The sequence below is a fragment of the Rhodophyticola porphyridii genome (genome assembly GCF_003688285.1).
Taxonomy (GTDB): Bacteria; Pseudomonadota; Alphaproteobacteria; order Rhodobacterales; family Rhodobacteraceae; genus Rhodophyticola; species Rhodophyticola porphyridii.
In genome coordinates this window covers 1-15,366 of record NZ_RCNT01000012.1, presented here as the reverse complement: position 1 = coordinate 15,366, position 15,366 = coordinate 1, and the positions used below count along the sequence as shown (strand labels likewise).

Sequence of the window (15,366 nt, the reverse complement as noted above, 5' to 3'; positions counted from 1 at the left end):
GATGCCTCTTGGGCCGCGCTGCCGGCTCTGCTAGTCTCCGGCAAATTCTTTCGGCGGAAGACCGATGATCCGAGCAGTTTTGAGTTTTCTGATGATCTGGCTGGCGATCCCGGCCCTGGCGCAGGACTTCCGCGCCTTGGCCCGGGTTCTGCCCGCCGACAGTTCGCTGAGCGATGTGGCCGGCGGCGGCGCCCGAATGGCGCTTGCACTGACCCAGGCGGTGCCGTTTCGGGTGTTCACTCTGGATGACCCGGCCCGCGTGGTGGTGGATTTTCGGGAGGTCGCCTGGGACGGCATGTCCGCCGATTTCGATGCCGCCGACGCGGTGGCAGGCGTCGAGACCGGCGGCGCGCTTGAGCCGGGCTGGTCGCGTATGGTGCTGGAATTGTCCCGGCCGCTCGCCGTGGCCCAGGCCGCGATGGCAACCGATCCTGCCGACGGGACGGCTACCGTCCATCTGCGTCTCGACCCCACAAGCGCGGAGGCGTTCGCGGAGACCGCCGGCGCGCCGCCCGGTGTCGCCACGCTGGTCGCGCCGGCTGCGGGCGAAATGGCCCGCCCCCGGCAGAGCGGCGCGGGCATGCTGGTCGTGGTGCTGGACCCGGGCCATGGCGGGCTGGACCCCGGCGCGCAGCGCGATGGCCATGACGAGGCCGATCTGACGCTGGTTTTTGCCCGCGAGTTGCGCGAAACGCTGGTGCGGTCGGGCCGGTTCGAGGTGATCCTGACGCGCGATAGCGATGTATTCGTGCCACTGCCCACTCGGGTCAGTATCGCCCGCGCTGCAGGTGCGGATCTGTTCATCTCGCTTCATGCCGACGCGCTGGCCGAAGGGCGGGCGACGGGTGCGACGGTCTACACGCTGTCGGGAACCGCGTCCGATGAAGCTTCCGCCGCGCTGGCCGAACGCCATGACCGGGCGGATCTGCTGGCCGGGATCGATCTCAGCGGCAGCGACGATGTGGTGGCGGGCGTTCTGATGGATCTGGCGCGGCTGGAAACCGACCCGCGCTCGGATGCGCTGGCCGATGCGCTGGTGGCTGGCATCGCGGCAGCCGAGGGCGATCTGCACAGCCGCCCGCGGCTGGAAGCAGGATTTACCGTGCTGAAAGCCGCGGATATCCCCTCGGTCCTGGTGGAACTGGGGTTCATGTCCGAGCCGGAGGATCTGGCCAACCTCCTGGATCCGGTCTGGCGTGCGTTGATGCAGGCCACGATGCGCGACGCCATTCTGGATTGGGCGGTGGAGGATGCGGCGGCGGCCACGCTCTTGCGGCAATAGAGCAAGGCGCGCCACATGGATCATGGGACAGGCATGGGGGCTACCCGGCAACGGGCCGTGCATTTGTGATCGCGGAAAGATGCCTGTGGCTTTTGACCCCGCCCGCCGGGACCCCTATAAGCAGGCATCAGGTGGCGGCACAGGTTCGACATGATCCGATTCACTCTTGGCATTTTCGGCGCGATCTTCAGTTGGTTGACGATCGGGCTGGTGTTCGCCGCGCTGTCGATTGGCGCGGTCCTGTATATGTACAGCCGCGATTTGCCCGATCACGAAACGCTGGCGCGCTACACGCCCGCAACGATCAGCCGGATCTATTCCGCCGAGGGCGAGATTGTTGACGAGTTCGCCCGCGAGCGGCGCCTGTTCGTGGCGGCCGAGGATGTTCCCGATCTGGTGGCCCATGCCTTCGTGAGTGCCGAAGACCGGAATTTCTACGAGCATGACGGATATGACCCAAGGGCAATCGGCGCCGCCATCGTGGAAGCCGTGCGGTCGCGGGGGCGCGACGTACGCGGCGCATCGACCATCACACAGCAGGTGATGAAGAACTTCCTTCTGGACGGCTCGCGGACGGTCGAGCGCAAGGTGCAGGAGATAATCCTTGCCGCCCGGATCGAACAGACGCTGAGCAAGGATCGCATTCTTGAGCTGTATCTCAACGAGATTTTCCTCGGCCAGAATTCCTATGGTGTGGCTGCCGCCGCGCAGACCTATTTCAATGCCTCCCTCGGAGAACTGCGCCCGGAGCAGGCGGCATATCTGGCGGCACTGCCGCAGGCGCCATCGAACTTTCACCCGGTGCGTGACTACGACCGGGCGATCAACCGCCGCAATTACGTGCTGCGCGAGATGTTCGAGAACGGGTATCTGAGCCGCGATGAAATGGAGACGGCGCAGGCCGCGCCCCTGGAAACCGTTCAGGGCGGCCATATCGAGCCGTTTCGCGCCACGGTTCCGCCGCGGAACTACTTCACTGACGAGATCCGCCGGCAATTGTCGGTGCAGTTCGGGGAGGAGGAGTTCTTCTCCGGCGGCTATGCGGTGCGCGCCACGATGGATGAAAGCCTGCAACAGGTCGCGGAGGTCGCGCTGCGCCGGGGGCTGGAACGCTACGACCGCGCGCAGGGACTGTGGCGGGAACCGCTGGCGGTGATCGACCCCGCCCTTCTGGAAGGCACCGATGAAGAGAGTTGGCGCGCGGCGCTTGCGGATACGGATATTGCCCGCGACATCGAAGGCTGGCATGTGGCGGTGGTTCTGTCGGTCGGCGAGAGCAGTGCGCGGATCGGGATCGAGGATGTGCCCGAGGATGAGGACGGCCATTTCATCCCGGCCGAGGACGTGACCTGGGCGCGGCCAGTGGATGCCGATGGCAACCGGGGCAACGCTGCGCGGGTTGCCGGGGATCTGCTGGACGTGGGCGATGTGATCCATGTGCGCGCGATGACAAGCGACAGCGACGGCAGCTTCATCCGCTGGACGCTGCGCCAGATCCCCGAGGTGCAGGGCGGCTTCATGGCGATGGATGTGAACACGGGCCGTGTGCTTGCGATGCAGGGCGGGTTTTCGTACCAGTACTCGGTCTTCAACCGGGCCACACAAGCAACGCGGCAACCGGGGTCGAGCTTCAAACCCTTTGTCTACGCCGCCGCGCTGGACAGCGGTTACAGCCCGAATACGATCGTCATCGACGCACCGATCGAACTGGATACGGGCGCAGGGATCTGGCGCCCGACCAACGCGTCGAACCAGTTCTACGGGCCTGCGCCGCTTCGCACGGGTATCGTGCGGTCGCGAAACCTGATGACCGTGCGTCTGGCGCAGGATGTGGGTATGGAAACCGTGGCCCGTTATGCCGAACGGTTCGGCGTCTACGACGACGCGGAGACCTTTCTGGCCAATTCGCTTGGCAGCCAGGAGACCACGCTGTTCCGCATGGTGGCGGCCTATGCGATGTTCGCCAATGGCGGTGAACGGGTGCAGCCGACGCTGGTCGACCGCGTGCAGGACCGCTTCGGCGGGACGGTCTATCGTCACGATCAGCGGCTGTGTCCCGATTGTGAACTGGCCTCGCTGGAGCCCGGCGTGGCGCCGCGGATCGTGTCCAACCGTGAACGGGTGATCGACCCGATCACGGCCTATCAGCTGACCTCCATGATGCGCGGTGTGGTGGAGCGCGGCACGGCGTCCTCCACGGTGAACCTGCCGGTGCCGATCGCGGGCAAGACCGGCACCACGAACGACGCGCGCGACGTATGGTTCGTGGGCTTCTCCTCCAATATCGCGGCGGGGTGTTACATCGGTCATGACCAGCCGCGCCCGCTTGGCCGCGGGGCCTCGGGCGGGGGGATGTGCGGGCCTGTCTTCAACGAGTTCATGCAGGCCGCAATCGAGGAATATGGCGGCGGCCCGTTCCGCGTTCCCGAAGGCGGGGTGTTCTACAATATCGACCGTTTTTCGGGCCAGCGCCTGCCCGACGACGCGCAGGGCGACCACGTTGTCGCCGAATTGTTCCGTCAGGGCGAAGAGCCGATCTACGGGTTGTTGGCGATTGTCGATGGCGGGTTCGCGATGGGATCGGACCTGCCGATGTTCGCCCGCGGCGAGGAAGACGCCGGCGAGGCGGGCACCACTGGTCGGACGGTCACCACCTCAACCGGCGACAGCGCGCGGGTCCCCACCGGTACGGGCTTCGGCACGCTGAGTTCGGGCGGGCTTTACTGACATGCGGAAAGTTTGCCCGGGGCCGCGCCCGCTTGCGGGCGCCGGGCCGCTGGTCTAGATCGGTTGGACACTGACATGATCCTTCACGAGGCAGGCTGATCCATGCGGGCCGAGACCCAATCCCATATCGAAAAAGTACAGAAATCGCTTGAGCTTCTGGGCCAGCGATTGGGGCTGGAAACGGCCCGGCACCGGCTTGAGGAGTTCAACGCCCGGGTGGAAGACCCGGATCTGTGGAACGATCAGGCCGCGGCGCAGAAACTGATGCGCGACAGGCAGGTGCTGCTGGACAAGATCGGAACCTATGAGGCGATCAAGGGCGCGCTGGAGGACAATGTCGGCCTGATCGAAATGGGGGAGGAGGAGGGCGATGACGAGGTCGTCGCCGAGGCCGAAACAGCCTTGGCAGCGCTTGTGGAGGATGCGGCGGCCAAGGAGCTGGAGGCGCTGCTCGACGGCGAGGCCGACGCCAACGACACATTCCTTGAGATCAATGCCGGCGCGGGTGGAACGGAATCCTGCGACTGGGCCTCGATGCTGGCGCGGATGTATGTGCGATGGGCCGAGAAACGCGGCTACGAGGTGGAACTGCAATCGACCACCGCCGGCGACGAGGCTGGCATACGTTCGGCGGTTTACAAGATTTCCGGCCACAATGCCTATGGATGGCTGAAATCCGAAAGCGGCGTGCATCGTCTGGTGCGGATTTCACCCTATGACAGCGCGGCGCGGCGGCATACCTCGTTCAGTTCGGTCTGGGTCTATCCGGTGGTCGACGACAATATCGAGATCGAGGTGAACCCCGCTGATATCCGGCTGGATACCTATCGCTCCTCGGGCGCTGGCGGACAGCATGTGAACACGACGGATTCAGCGGTGCGGATCACCCATATTCCCACCGGTATCGTGGTGACGAGTTCGGAAAAATCGCAGCACCAGAACCGCGATATCGCGATGAAGGCCCTGAAATCCCGGCTTTACCAGATGGAGTTGGACCGCAGGAACGAGGCCATCAACGAGGCCCATGAGGCCAAGGGCGATGCGGGTTGGGGCAACCAGATCCGGTCCTATGTCCTGCAACCCTATCAGATGGTGAAAGACCTGCGCACCGGCTACGAAACCTCTGACACGTCCGGGGTTCTGGATGGCGATCTGGACGGGCTCATGGCCGCGACGCTGGCCATGGATGTTTCCGGCAAGAGTCGGGCCGAGGCGCGGGCGGAATAGACGGGCGGGCCACGGCGCGCGGTCGGCGGGCAGACGGAGCCGGTCTGCCATTGCCCCGGGCGCGGCCTTGGGGCCCGATGAAGGGGGCGGAATGTCTGATTTTCTGCATGTGGATGCGGTCGAGCTGTCGCGACGGATAGCGGCGCGAGAGGTGAGCGCGGTTGAGGTGATGCGCGCCACGCTGGCGCGGATCGACGCGGTGAACGCCCGCGTGACTGCGATCGTGTCCCTTCGCGACCGTGAGGCGCTGATGGGGGAGGCGCGGCTGGCCGATGCCATGCCGCGCGCAGGTTGGTTGCATGGGATGCCGCTCGCGGTAAAGGACCTGGTAGGGGTCAAGGGCGTGCGATCGACCTGGGGGTCCCCGTTGCGCGATTGCGTGCCCGTGGCGGACGAGGCGCTGGTGACCCGGCTGCGCCATGCGGGCGCGATCATCATCGGCAAGACCAATGTCCCGGAATTCGGGCTTGGGTCCCATTCCTTCAACCCGATTTTCGGTGTCACGCGGAACCCCTATGATCTGTCGCGCAGCGCCGGCGGATCTTCGGGTGGTGCGGCGGCGGCGCTGGCAACGGGGCTGATCCCGGTGGCCGACGGGTCGGACATGATGGGCAGCCTGCGCAACCCCGCCGCCTGGAATAATGTCTACGGGTTCCGACCGACCGCAGGGCTGATACCGTCCGAGCCGGGCGACAGCATTTTTTCCCACGGGCTGAGCACGCGCGGCCCGATGGGCCGTTCGGTCGCCGATGTTTCGGCGCTTTTGGAAACGCTGACCGACGGGGCGTTTCAACCGGGGCCGCCGCCGCGGAAAGCCCCGCGGATCGGCTGGCTTGGAGACTGGGGCGGCGCCTATCCGATGGAGGAGGGCGTGCTGGATCTGGCAGAAGGCGCCATGGCCGCGATGCGCGATCTGGGCTGGGAGGTGGAGCCGCTGGCTCCGCCCTTCGACGCCGGCGCGCTCTGGCAAAGCTGGACCGATCTGCGGTCATTCACGGTGGCGCTGGAATACGGGGCCGACTGGCGCGATCCGACCCGCCGGACCCTGCTCAAGCCCGAGGCCGTCTGGGAAATCGAGCGCGGCCTTGCGCTCGAGGGAGACCGGATCGAGACGGCGGCGGCGATCCGGACGCGCTGGCTGTCGACGCTGGATAAGGTGTTCGGGCAAGTCGATGCGCTGCTGCTGCCATCGACCCAATGCTGGCCGTTTCCGGCGGAGTGGAGATGGCCGCGGGAGATCGCGGGCATCGCGATGGACACCTATCACCGCTGGATGGAGGTTGTGGTGCCGGTCAGTCTGGCGGGGTTGCCCTGCCTGAACCTGCCCGCGGGCTTTGGCGCCGCAGGCCTGCCCGGCGGCGTGCAACTGATCGGGTCCAAGGGGGGCGATGGGCCAGTGCTGGCGCTTGGCGAAATCTATCATCAGGCAACGCAATGGCCGCAGACCCATGTGCCGGTCCTTGACGATGACACATAAAGTGGCAAATCCGCCCGGCAGGGGCTTGGCGCGCGGCAAGCCCTGCCGCTAGAGTTTCGCAAGGGAGGATCCGGGATGAGCGACATAAGCCAGCCGCGCCCCGCCTCGAAAGTGCCCGCTGTCAACCGGATGAGCTTGGGCGATCTGGGCTATGCGCTGAAGATGGGGCTGCGGGATTATCTGGCCGCGCCGTTCATGGGGCTGTTTTTCGCCCATGTCTATGTGGTGGGCGGCTGGCTGATCTATCTATTTCTCTTCGTCACCGACCAGATTTGGTATGCGATACCGATCACGCTCGGCTTCCCCCTGCTGGGGCCGTTTCTGGCAGTCGGGCTTTACGAGGTGTCACGCCGTCTGGAGCAGGGCGAAGGCTGGCGGCGAAACGATATCTTCGGCGTGATCTGGCGTCAGAAGGACCGGCAACTGCCGTCGATTTCCTGGGTGATCATCGTCTATTTCCTGTTCTGGTCGTTTTTCGCGCATATGCTGTTTGCGCTTTTTCTGGGCCCCTCGGCGCTGACCAATGTCACATCGTCCTACGCATATCTGCTGGAGCCGGAAGGGCTGATGATGCTGATCGTCGGCACCTTGGCTGGGGCGATATTCGCGCTTGTCCTGTTTTCACTGACAGTGATCGCGCTGCCGCTTCTGCTGGACAAGGAACTGGATTTCGTGACCGCGATGCTGACCAGTTTCTCGGTGGTGAAAACCAACCCGGGCGTCATGCTGGCGTGGGGGGGCATCATCGCCGGGCTGACATTCGTGGCGATGCTGCCGTTCCTTATGGGACTGTTTCTGGTACTGCCGATGCTGGGCCACGCGTCGTGGCATATCTATCGCCGGGCGCTCACCTCGCGCGATTAGATGAGAGGTCACGTGCCGCGTATGCGTCCGCTATGCGGAGGCCTCAGTCGTCGTTGCGGATGAAGAGCCAGGATAGGACGGGGCAGCTGGAACGTGTTCTTTCCCATGCGGCAGATACGGGCGCCAAGGTTGTGCTGATCGGATATATAGCTGGTCCATCCGGGGATGTATCAAAATTCGCCTTTGAAGGTCCCGTGGTTGAAGACTACCAGTCTCGGATGGCGGAGTATCGCGTCGCCATAATGGGTAAGGCCACTTATAAATTCGGCTATCAGTATGGATTGAAACGTGGAGCAAATCCTTATGATCACATGCAGACCAAAGTGATTTCGAAAACACTGGTCTGCTCTTCAGACTGCAAAATCGAGGTTGTTTGCGACCTGAATATGGACATCATTACCAAAATGAAGATGACCGTAAAAGGACCCATTTATCTTTGTGGCGGTAGTGATTTGGCAGGACAGCTCTTGAGAATGGGAGCAATCGACGAGTTGCGGCTAAAACGTTCTCCAATAGTGTTGGGCGGCGGAGTATCGTTGTTTGGATAAAACTCAAGCGCCGATAATTTCAAATGCCTTGGTGTTAAGGCCCATGATAGCGGACATATCCTGGAACGGCTTTCACCATAGGCGTTTTCGAGGCGGCTATCGGCGCAAGGACATATCACCGGTGGTCGCCCGCTCCGCAAGACAGTTCTCGGCGCCTGCATAGTCTACAACATCTCTTCGCCTGAGTTCTGATGCGCGTTCTCTGATCGAAGCGTACCTCCTGCCATGTTTCGCGGCTGCTGACGCGCGAATGCGCAACGATGGAGGTTCAGGATACGAAGAGGACATTGCGCCCCTTGCATTCCGCGGCGCCGACCGGTTCCCATTCGTCGGACGCGAGTTCGAAAAGATCCTCTGAAACGATCATTGTGAAGGTGTCTCCCTGCGTCTCGTTGCGCTGCTTTATACGCCGCAGCCTCTCGTCGCGGGGTGCCTCAAGAACATGGATGCAGTAGCCATGTTCAGTGACGTCGACACGCTGGTAGAGAGCAAATCGTTGCGCGCTCTTGAGCAGGCCAAGCTCAACGATCACATCGTGCCCGCAATCGAGTAGGTCTTTGGAGATTTTCCAGATCTGCTCGATGCAGCGTGCTTTTCGTTCCACGTACCAGGTCCAAAAATCCGCATCGGGGCGATCGGCCCGGAACAACGTCGCCATCCATCTGTCCAATACCAGCGGTGGCATCGAAAGCTTGCGCCCAAGGGTCGCGCCATAGGTCGTCTTCCCTGCCCCAACGGGCCCCTCGATGATATGAAGTATCGCCACGCCTAGCCTCGCGAATGCGATGGGATGCACCGCTCTATCGAACATGAACGCTTACGATTAGACCGGTTGCTCGACACTTGGAACCGGCAACGCTGCATGGCCAAACTGCATCGATGCCGGTTCGAGTGAGACACTCGAAGTGTTAGTTGTGTCGATGATTAACTCTATCCCTGTCGCCCAGGCGACGGACATCGGATTTTCCATGACATCCTATTTTTCACGAACGTTTCCTGCTTTCTTGGCGGCGGGCCTCTGCACGCTTCCGGGCCTTCCCGCAGGTGCTCAATCCGACGTTTCAGAGTGTCTTCTTTTGCCAAGGTCGGCGTGTGTGGAGACCCTGAACACGGGGCTGGCGCGTCACGAAGACTCTATGCCCGACCCGAACGCCCAGACATTGGCAAGACTCCAGAGGGTGATGGCCTTGGTGGCGGGTCAAAGGCCTGACCTGGCCGAAGACATATTGGAAGACCTGCCTACGGAAACGCGAGATTTTGCTATCGTTGAGATAATGGCCTTCGCAGCTAGTGAATGGACGCAGCGCGGCCAGACTTTACTGCTGCAGATTGAAAACCCCCAGTTCTATTCAACCGCCAGAGGCTACTATATCGAAAGTGTCGTTGCGGAAGCGGGATTGGACGCAGCGCTACAAGAGCTTGAGGACACCAACCGGCTGGAACAGCGCCTTGGTTCTCCGGGCGTCCTTGCGCTGGCCGACGCGCTCGCATCGCGTGGACGGCTACAAGACGCGCTGGAGATCATTCAACAAGGCGCAGCCGACGACGAAGTGCAATACAACACACAGTTGAACGCACTTGTCGTAGGCTTGATCAACGATGGTTCCGTGGCTGATGCCGAGTCCATTTTGACCTATTTCCGCGACCCGGTCCGACAGTCCATTGCGACGAGTGCGGTTGCCGCGGCTTTGAGCATGAATGGCGGGACGGCTCAAGCCGACGCTGCTTTCAGTCAAGCGCTGGCCACAATGGCGGCTGTAGACTCACCTGAGGCCCGCTTCTGTGTGTTCGACTCACTGCTCCGGAATGCCGTGGATGCAGACAGGGCCGACTGGGCGGTTGCCGCTGCACGCAATGTCAGTCCTCTTCCTGCCGACCTTGCAGTTGCGTTGGGGATGATCGTGGAGCGTGGAGCCGGGCGTCTTACTGAGGACCAATGGCGCCCGATCGTTCACGAGGCAATTGCTTTGTTGGAGGGGCAATGCATGGCGACGCCCGCAGCCCGGGGTCGCCTCGACAACAGCTGGAGCCAGCTTGCTTTTGCAGCAGCGCGGGCTGGGGATCCGATCCTTGCGCTGAGCCTCAACGCGCGTATCTCGGATCCTGGTTGGCAGGCGCAAGACCTCAGCCTGATGATCTCAAACCTGATCGACGATTCCAAGTTGCAGACGGCATTCGATCTCTTGCCACGACTGACCGACATGGACATGCGCGCCCAAGGGTACATCCTTCTGGCGGAGGTCGCGGACTTTTCAGGTATGACGGTCCTTGGCGAGGAGGCAATCAGAATGGCCTACGCCCTTGTCGATGGCTCCAATCACGTGTGGTTGAGTGACGAAACCATTGGCAACTTGGCTCAATATGAAGCACGCATGGGCAATTTTCAGGGCGCCGAAATGCGGATCAGAGGATTGACTAACTCCGAGCTTCAAGCGCGCGCCCACATAATCAACCTTGGATTTGCGGCCGTAAACGGATCGCAAGGGGACTTCGAAACCTATCTGGCCATCGTACAAAACGAAATCGACGCCATTCCCGACGTGGGTCTGCAACATGAGCTCTTGCGCAGACTCGCAATGGAGTTGATCGCTGCCGGGCGCGCCGAGCCTGCGTTGAACTTGGCTGGTGCCATCGAAGAAGGGACCGCGAAGGATGTCTTCCTGAGTAACGTCACAGCGATATTGCTCAGCCATCGCGAGTTTGCGTTGGCCGACGAAGCCATAACTGGGATGTCAGATCCGGGTTTGCGCGACATGCAGCAGCACCAAGTGCTTCTGGCCGCATTACGCGCCTCGTTTTCGGAATGACATGTCGGGGGCAAGGGTGGGAAGATCTTTCGGATCCGACAGGGCACGGCTTTTTGCGGCGGCTCGGTCAAAAAGATAGTTCGGGCCAGTTCGGCATGCGGTTTGCAGGGCCGCAAGGCATACAAGTCTGTAAACGGGCACTGCGGGCGTTGAAGGAGCCATAGGTGCTCTGCCCCCTGAAAACTAGATCGTTTGAACGCGCACTGGTTCATGGGCCTTGCGGATGCCCGCGAAAAGGTGGATGCTTGGCGCAGGCACTACAACGAGGACAGACCCCACAGCGCGATCGGATACAACGTCCTGATCGCCATGCATTATCCCGATGGCGTCACCAGCCCGCCATCGTGAGACAGTCGGAATAATCCAACGTCCGGCGGTCCAAGGTTGGGGAGCAGTGCAGCCCACGATGCACTAACAATCAAATTGGACCACTCAGGTGGGGGCACGCCAACCAGCCGGTAGTTTAGGGGTTGCTCCTTTGTCGGCGTCAGGTGCGACGGAAATAGGTATTGCCTACCTCGGCGCTTCTGCGGTGGAGGCGCTCTGGTATGTCGTCATGTGTGGTTGATGTTGCGGCAAGGGGATGAAGCCTTTTGCTCTCGCGTACTGATGGCCGTCGGAGTAAACAAACATTGGGATAGCGGTCGACTCAAGTGCCAGTGCTCTTGAGCCCGAAGCGTGGAGGGTTAGTGGTGTGACTTGCTCAGGCAAGCATCTGATTATTGCGGCATGACGCGAGTTCTCATCACGGGAACCGCCGGCTTCATCGGCTTCCACCTCGCGCGGTTCCTGCTCGATGAAGGATTCGAGGTTCATGGGTTTGACGGGATGACGGATTACTATGACGTCCGCCTGAAACGTCGCCGCCATGGTATGCTCCTGCAAAAGCCCGGCTTCGTCGCAACCGAAGCGATGCTCGAGGACCAGGAGGCGGTCGACCGCGTGGCCGACGCGTTCCAACCCGATGTCATCGTACATCTCGCAGCCCAGGCTGGCGTGCGCTACAGCCTGGAGAACCCCCGCGCCTATCTCGATGCGAATGTAATCGGCACATTCAACGTCATGGAGGCCGCGCGCCGGCTCGAGGTCAGGCACCTGCTGATGGCCTCGACCTCATCGGTCTACGGCGCCAATGATGAAATGCCGTTCACGGAGACCGAGAAGGCGGACACGCAGCTCACGATCTATGCCGCCACGAAGAAGGCCAATGAGAGCATGGCGCACGCCTATGCGCATCTCTGGGGCCTGCCGACGACGATGTTCCGCTTCTTCACGGTCTACGGGACCTGGGGCCGGCCTGATCTCGCGCTCTACAAGTTCGTTGATGCGATCCTCGATGACCGCCCGATCGACATCTACAATAACGGCGACATGTATCGCGACTTCACCTACGTCGATGATCTGGTGCGCGGTATTCGCCTCCTGATCGACGCCGTCCCGGAGCGCCCCGCCTCGAACGAAGACATCGTTCCGGGCGACAGTCTCTCGCCTGTTGCGCCCTTTCGGATCGTCAATATCGGGAACTCGGAGAAGGTACGGCTGCTCGACTTCATCGACGCGATCGAGGAAAGCCTCGAGAAGAAAGCCACCCGCAATTACATGCCGATGCAGATGGGTGACGTGCCGGCCACCTGGGCGGATGCGTCCCTTCTGCAAAGCCTGACGGGCTACCGTCCGCAGACGCCGTTCCGGGACGGGATTGATCGCTTTGTCGACTGGTTCAGGGAGTATCATGGGAAGTGATTTGTGCATTGATGGTGCGGTGATTGCCGTCATCGGGCTGGGCTATGTCGGCCTGCCGCTCGCCGTGGAGTTCGGCAAGAAGCGGCGGGTGATTGGCTTTGACGTCAATGAAAGGCGCATCTCGGAGCTCCGCGAGGGCAGTGACCACACGCGGGAGGTTGAGGCTGAGGAACTCGCGGAGGCGCGGCACCTCGCCGTTAGCTCCGACCCAACGGATCTGAAGGACGCGACAGTCTTCATCGTCACGGTTCCCACGCCCATCGATGCCCACAAACACCCGGACCTGACACCACTTTTGAAGGCCTCCGAGACGGTGGGGGGCGCCCTCAAGAGGGGCGACATCGTTATCTACGAGAGCACGGTCTATCCGGGTGCGACGGAAGAGGATTGCGTGCCGGTTCTCGAGCGGGTCTCCGGTCTGACCTTCAATGAGGATTTCTTCTGCGGCTACAGCCCTGAGCGGATCAATCCCGGCGACAAGCAACACCGTCTCACCACCATACTGAAAGTGACCTCCGGTTCCACGCCAGAGATAGCAGACAAGGTTGACGTGCTATACGCCTCCATCATCGAGGCCGGCACTTACAAGGCCGAAAGCATTCGCGTGGCAGAAGCCGCCAAGGTCATCGAGAACACGCAGCGCGACCTCAACATCGCCCTGGTCAATGAGTTGGCCATCATCTTCAACCGGATGGAGATCGACACGGATGCGGTGCTCCGTGCCGCGGGTACGAAGTGGAACTTCCTGCCCTTCCGGCCTGGTCTTGTTGGTGGGCACTGCATCGGAGTCGATCCCTATTACCTGACGCACAAGGCCGAGGCTTTGGGATACCACCCGCAGGTGATCCTCGCCGGGCGCCGGATCAATGACGGGATGGGGAGCTATGTTGCGGGTCGCTTGGTCAAGGCGATGCTCAAGCGCCGGATCCAGATCGACGGCGCGCGTGTGCTGGTTCTCGGGCTGGCCTTCAAGGAGAACTGCCCTGATCTGCGCAACACGCGCGTGGTCGATGTCATACGTGAGCTCGCGGACTTCGACATCGAGGTGGACGTGCATGACCCCTGGGTCGACGCGGCTGAGGCAAGGGCGGAGTACGGGATCGAGTTGGTGGCAGAACCCGAGAACAGCACTTACGATGTCGTCGTTCTAGCTGTTGCGCACGACGCGTTTCGAGCGGGAGGGGCCGCCGCGTTGCATGCTCTCGGTAGAAAGAAGCACATGTTCTGTGACCTGAAGAGTGTTTTCCCGGAGGACGAAAGTGATTTCCGCCTATAGGCGATGCGGTCTGCCGGAGGATAGGCTTCATTCTAAAGTGGTCGAAAAATGGAAAGGCGGGTGAAAACAGGTGTCAATGGCACATGACATTCCAAGGCGCATACTTCACATTCATTTCGGCAAAGAGGGTGGGGCCGAACGCTTCTTTGTTTCGCTCTGCCAGAGCATGGCCGAGGCAGGTGTCGAACAGCGCTTCTTGATCCGTCCTGGGCGCAGCTGGGCAAACCAGGTTCGTGCGCTTGGAAATGTGAAGGAGGCCAACTATCCGCGCCTTGCGCCGGTTCGAGCGCTCCTTCAGCGGTGGGTCGACCGGCAGGTCAGCGATTGGCAACCCGATGCGGTCGTTGCCTGGATGCCGAAGGCCGCCACCCTTCTGCCAAAGGCCGAGGGTCCGGCCAGGCTTGTTCGGCTTGGGGACTACCCACGCCATATCAAGCACTTTCAGCGCGCTGACTGCATGATAGGGAACACACCCGGAGTTCAGGCCCGCCTGCAAGAGTTGGGCTGGGACCGCCCGATCGAGATTATCTCGAACTTCCCACGCGAGGGGGAGGCCAACCCGGACGCTGTGTCTTTCGACCTGCCAGAAGGCTGCTTCGTACTTAGCGCAGCGGGGCGGTTCGTGGAACTCAAGGGTTTCGCAACGCTGATCCGTGCGATGGCACAAGTGGAGGGCACCGCCCTATGCCTCGTAGGCGATGGGGAACAGCGTGCAGAACTCGAAGCGCTGGCTAAAGACCTCAATGTCGCCGACCGCCTCCAGATCACGGGTTGGGTCAACAGGCCGCTCGACTGGGTTGCCAAATCCAATGCTGTATGTGTCACTTCCTCCCACGAGGTTCTGGGTAACGTGGTGCTAGAAGCTTGGCTCTGTGGTGTACCGGTAATCTCGACGCCTGCGCCGGGTCCCAAATGGCTGATTGAGGATGGCGAGACTGGACTCCTGCTGCCTGACTTTTCCTGTGATGCATTGGCGGTTGGCATCAAGCGGCTGATGGAAGATCAAGAGCTGACCGCGCGTCTCATCGCGAACGGTACGAAAAAGCTTGAAAAGCATTTTTCAAAGAAAGGAATTACTGATTCCTACTTCCGCCTGATACGTGCTCATCGGGGCGGGTATTCTTAAGGTCAGGACTCATAATCAATAAATGACGATTGCGGTGAGAGCGATTGCAGAGAGGAAGACCTGGGCAAGAAGCTTCGCATCCTGACCGTCGTCGATACCCATTCTCGCCTCTGTCCGGCGGCCGATCCGCGCTTCAGCTACCGCGGCGAAGACGTCGTTCAGACGCTCTGACCTGCTCCCCTGAAAAGTCCTCGCTTTGAGGTTAGCCTGTTCTCCAACTGAGGAGACAGACGATGAAGAGAAGCCGTTTCAGCGAAGCGCAGATCATTCATTGCCCGGCAGGCGATTT

General features: G+C 61.5%; 11 protein-coding genes and 1 pseudogene. 11 read left to right on the top strand and 1 reads right to left on the bottom strand.

Annotated features, from left to right (window positions below):
* Positions 1 to 64 precede the first annotated feature (64 nt).
* The 6 genes from D9R08_RS18005 (at position 65) to D9R08_RS17980 (ending at position 8,125) form a co-directional block, all read left to right on the top strand.
* On the top strand, positions 65 to 1,282 hold the full coding sequence (locus tag D9R08_RS18005; RefSeq protein ID WP_121899522.1) for an N-acetylmuramoyl-L-alanine amidase: 1,218 nt from the start codon (positions 65 to 67) through the stop codon (positions 1,280 to 1,282).
* Positions 1,283 to 1,432: 150 nt separating this feature from the next.
* Complete coding sequence (locus D9R08_RS18000; protein WP_121899521.1) at positions 1,433 to 4,009, top strand: penicillin-binding protein 1A; 2,577 nt, start codon at positions 1,433 to 1,435, stop codon at positions 4,007 to 4,009.
* Between the two features lie 102 nt (positions 4,010 to 4,111).
* Complete coding sequence (prfB, locus tag D9R08_RS17995) at positions 4,112 to 5,236, top strand: peptide chain release factor 2 (RefSeq protein ID WP_121899520.1); 1,125 nt, start codon at positions 4,112 to 4,114, stop codon at positions 5,234 to 5,236.
* Between the two features lie 91 nt (positions 5,237 to 5,327).
* Positions 5,328 to 6,713 carry an amidase gene (locus D9R08_RS17990; protein WP_121899519.1) on the top strand — a complete coding sequence of 462 codons (1,386 nt, stop codon included), beginning with the start codon at positions 5,328 to 5,330 and terminating at the stop codon, positions 6,711 to 6,713.
* A gap of 75 nt (positions 6,714 to 6,788) precedes the next feature.
* A complete protein-coding gene (locus D9R08_RS17985; RefSeq protein ID WP_121899518.1) occupies positions 6,789 to 7,577 on the top strand; it encodes a DUF2189 domain-containing protein in 789 nt (262 codons plus the stop codon).
* A 218-nt stretch (positions 7,578 to 7,795) separates the two neighbouring features.
* On the top strand, positions 7,796 to 8,125 hold the full coding sequence (locus D9R08_RS17980) for a dihydrofolate reductase family protein (protein ID WP_407690619.1): 330 nt from the start codon (positions 7,796 to 7,798) through the stop codon (positions 8,123 to 8,125).
* Positions 8,126 to 8,393: 268 nt separating this feature from the next.
* Here the strand turns inward: D9R08_RS17980 and D9R08_RS17975 are convergent, their stop codons facing one another.
* Positions 8,394 to 8,936, bottom strand: a complete 543-nt coding sequence (locus tag D9R08_RS17975; protein WP_121899516.1) for an AAA family ATPase — start codon at positions 8,934 to 8,936, stop codon at positions 8,394 to 8,396.
* A gap of 283 nt (positions 8,937 to 9,219) precedes the next feature.
* On the opposite strand from D9R08_RS17975, the gene D9R08_RS17970 reads away from it, so the two are divergent.
* The 5 genes and pseudogenes from D9R08_RS17970 (at position 9,220) to D9R08_RS17950 (ending at position 15,077) form a co-directional block, all read left to right on the top strand.
* Positions 9,220 to 10,932, top strand: a complete 1,713-nt coding sequence (locus D9R08_RS17970; protein WP_121899515.1) for a hypothetical protein — start codon at positions 9,220 to 9,222, stop codon at positions 10,930 to 10,932.
* Between the two features lie 192 nt (positions 10,933 to 11,124).
* A pseudogene (locus D9R08_RS17965) lies at positions 11,125 to 11,280 on the top strand (integrase core domain-containing protein); the annotation flags it as partial.
* A 381-nt stretch (positions 11,281 to 11,661) separates the two neighbouring features.
* Positions 11,662 to 12,675 carry an NAD-dependent epimerase/dehydratase family protein gene (locus tag D9R08_RS17960; RefSeq protein ID WP_121899514.1) on the top strand — a complete coding sequence of 338 codons (1,014 nt, stop codon included), beginning with the start codon at positions 11,662 to 11,664 and terminating at the stop codon, positions 12,673 to 12,675.
* Positions 12,665 to 13,951 carry a Vi polysaccharide biosynthesis UDP-N-acetylglucosamine C-6 dehydrogenase TviB gene (gene tviB, locus D9R08_RS17955; protein WP_121899513.1) on the top strand — a complete coding sequence of 429 codons (1,287 nt, stop codon included), beginning with the start codon at positions 12,665 to 12,667 and terminating at the stop codon, positions 13,949 to 13,951. The genes D9R08_RS17960 and tviB overlap by 11 nt, the downstream gene beginning before the upstream one ends.
* A 76-nt stretch (positions 13,952 to 14,027) precedes the next feature.
* Positions 14,028 to 15,077 carry a glycosyltransferase gene (locus tag D9R08_RS17950; RefSeq protein ID WP_121899512.1) on the top strand — a complete coding sequence of 350 codons (1,050 nt, stop codon included), beginning with the start codon at positions 14,028 to 14,030 and terminating at the stop codon, positions 15,075 to 15,077.
* Positions 15,078 to 15,366: the final 289 nt, after the last annotated feature.

Coding starts and splice junctions, on each gene's coding strand:
- D9R08_RS18005 (WP_121899522.1), top strand. CDS start 65: ATGATCCGAGCAGTTTTGAGTTTTCTGATGATCTGGCTGGCGATCCCG.
- D9R08_RS18000 (WP_121899521.1), top strand. CDS start 1,433: ATGATCCGATTCACTCTTGGCATTTTCGGCGCGATCTTCAGTTGGTTG.
- prfB (WP_121899520.1), top strand. CDS start 4,112: ATGCGGGCCGAGACCCAATCCCATATCGAAAAAGTACAGAAATCGCTT.
- D9R08_RS17990 (WP_121899519.1), top strand. CDS start 5,328: ATGTCTGATTTTCTGCATGTGGATGCGGTCGAGCTGTCGCGACGGATA.
- D9R08_RS17985 (WP_121899518.1), top strand. CDS start 6,789: ATGAGCGACATAAGCCAGCCGCGCCCCGCCTCGAAAGTGCCCGCTGTC.
- D9R08_RS17980 (WP_407690619.1), top strand. CDS start 7,796: ATGGCGGAGTATCGCGTCGCCATAATGGGTAAGGCCACTTATAAATTC.
- D9R08_RS17975 (WP_121899516.1), bottom strand. CDS start 8,936: ATGTTCGATAGAGCGGTGCATCCCATCGCATTCGCGAGGCTAGGCGTG.
- D9R08_RS17960 (WP_121899514.1), top strand. CDS start 11,662: ATGACGCGAGTTCTCATCACGGGAACCGCCGGCTTCATCGGCTTCCAC.
- tviB (WP_121899513.1), top strand. CDS start 12,665: ATGGGAAGTGATTTGTGCATTGATGGTGCGGTGATTGCCGTCATCGGG.
- D9R08_RS17950 (WP_121899512.1), top strand. CDS start 14,028: ATGGCACATGACATTCCAAGGCGCATACTTCACATTCATTTCGGCAAA.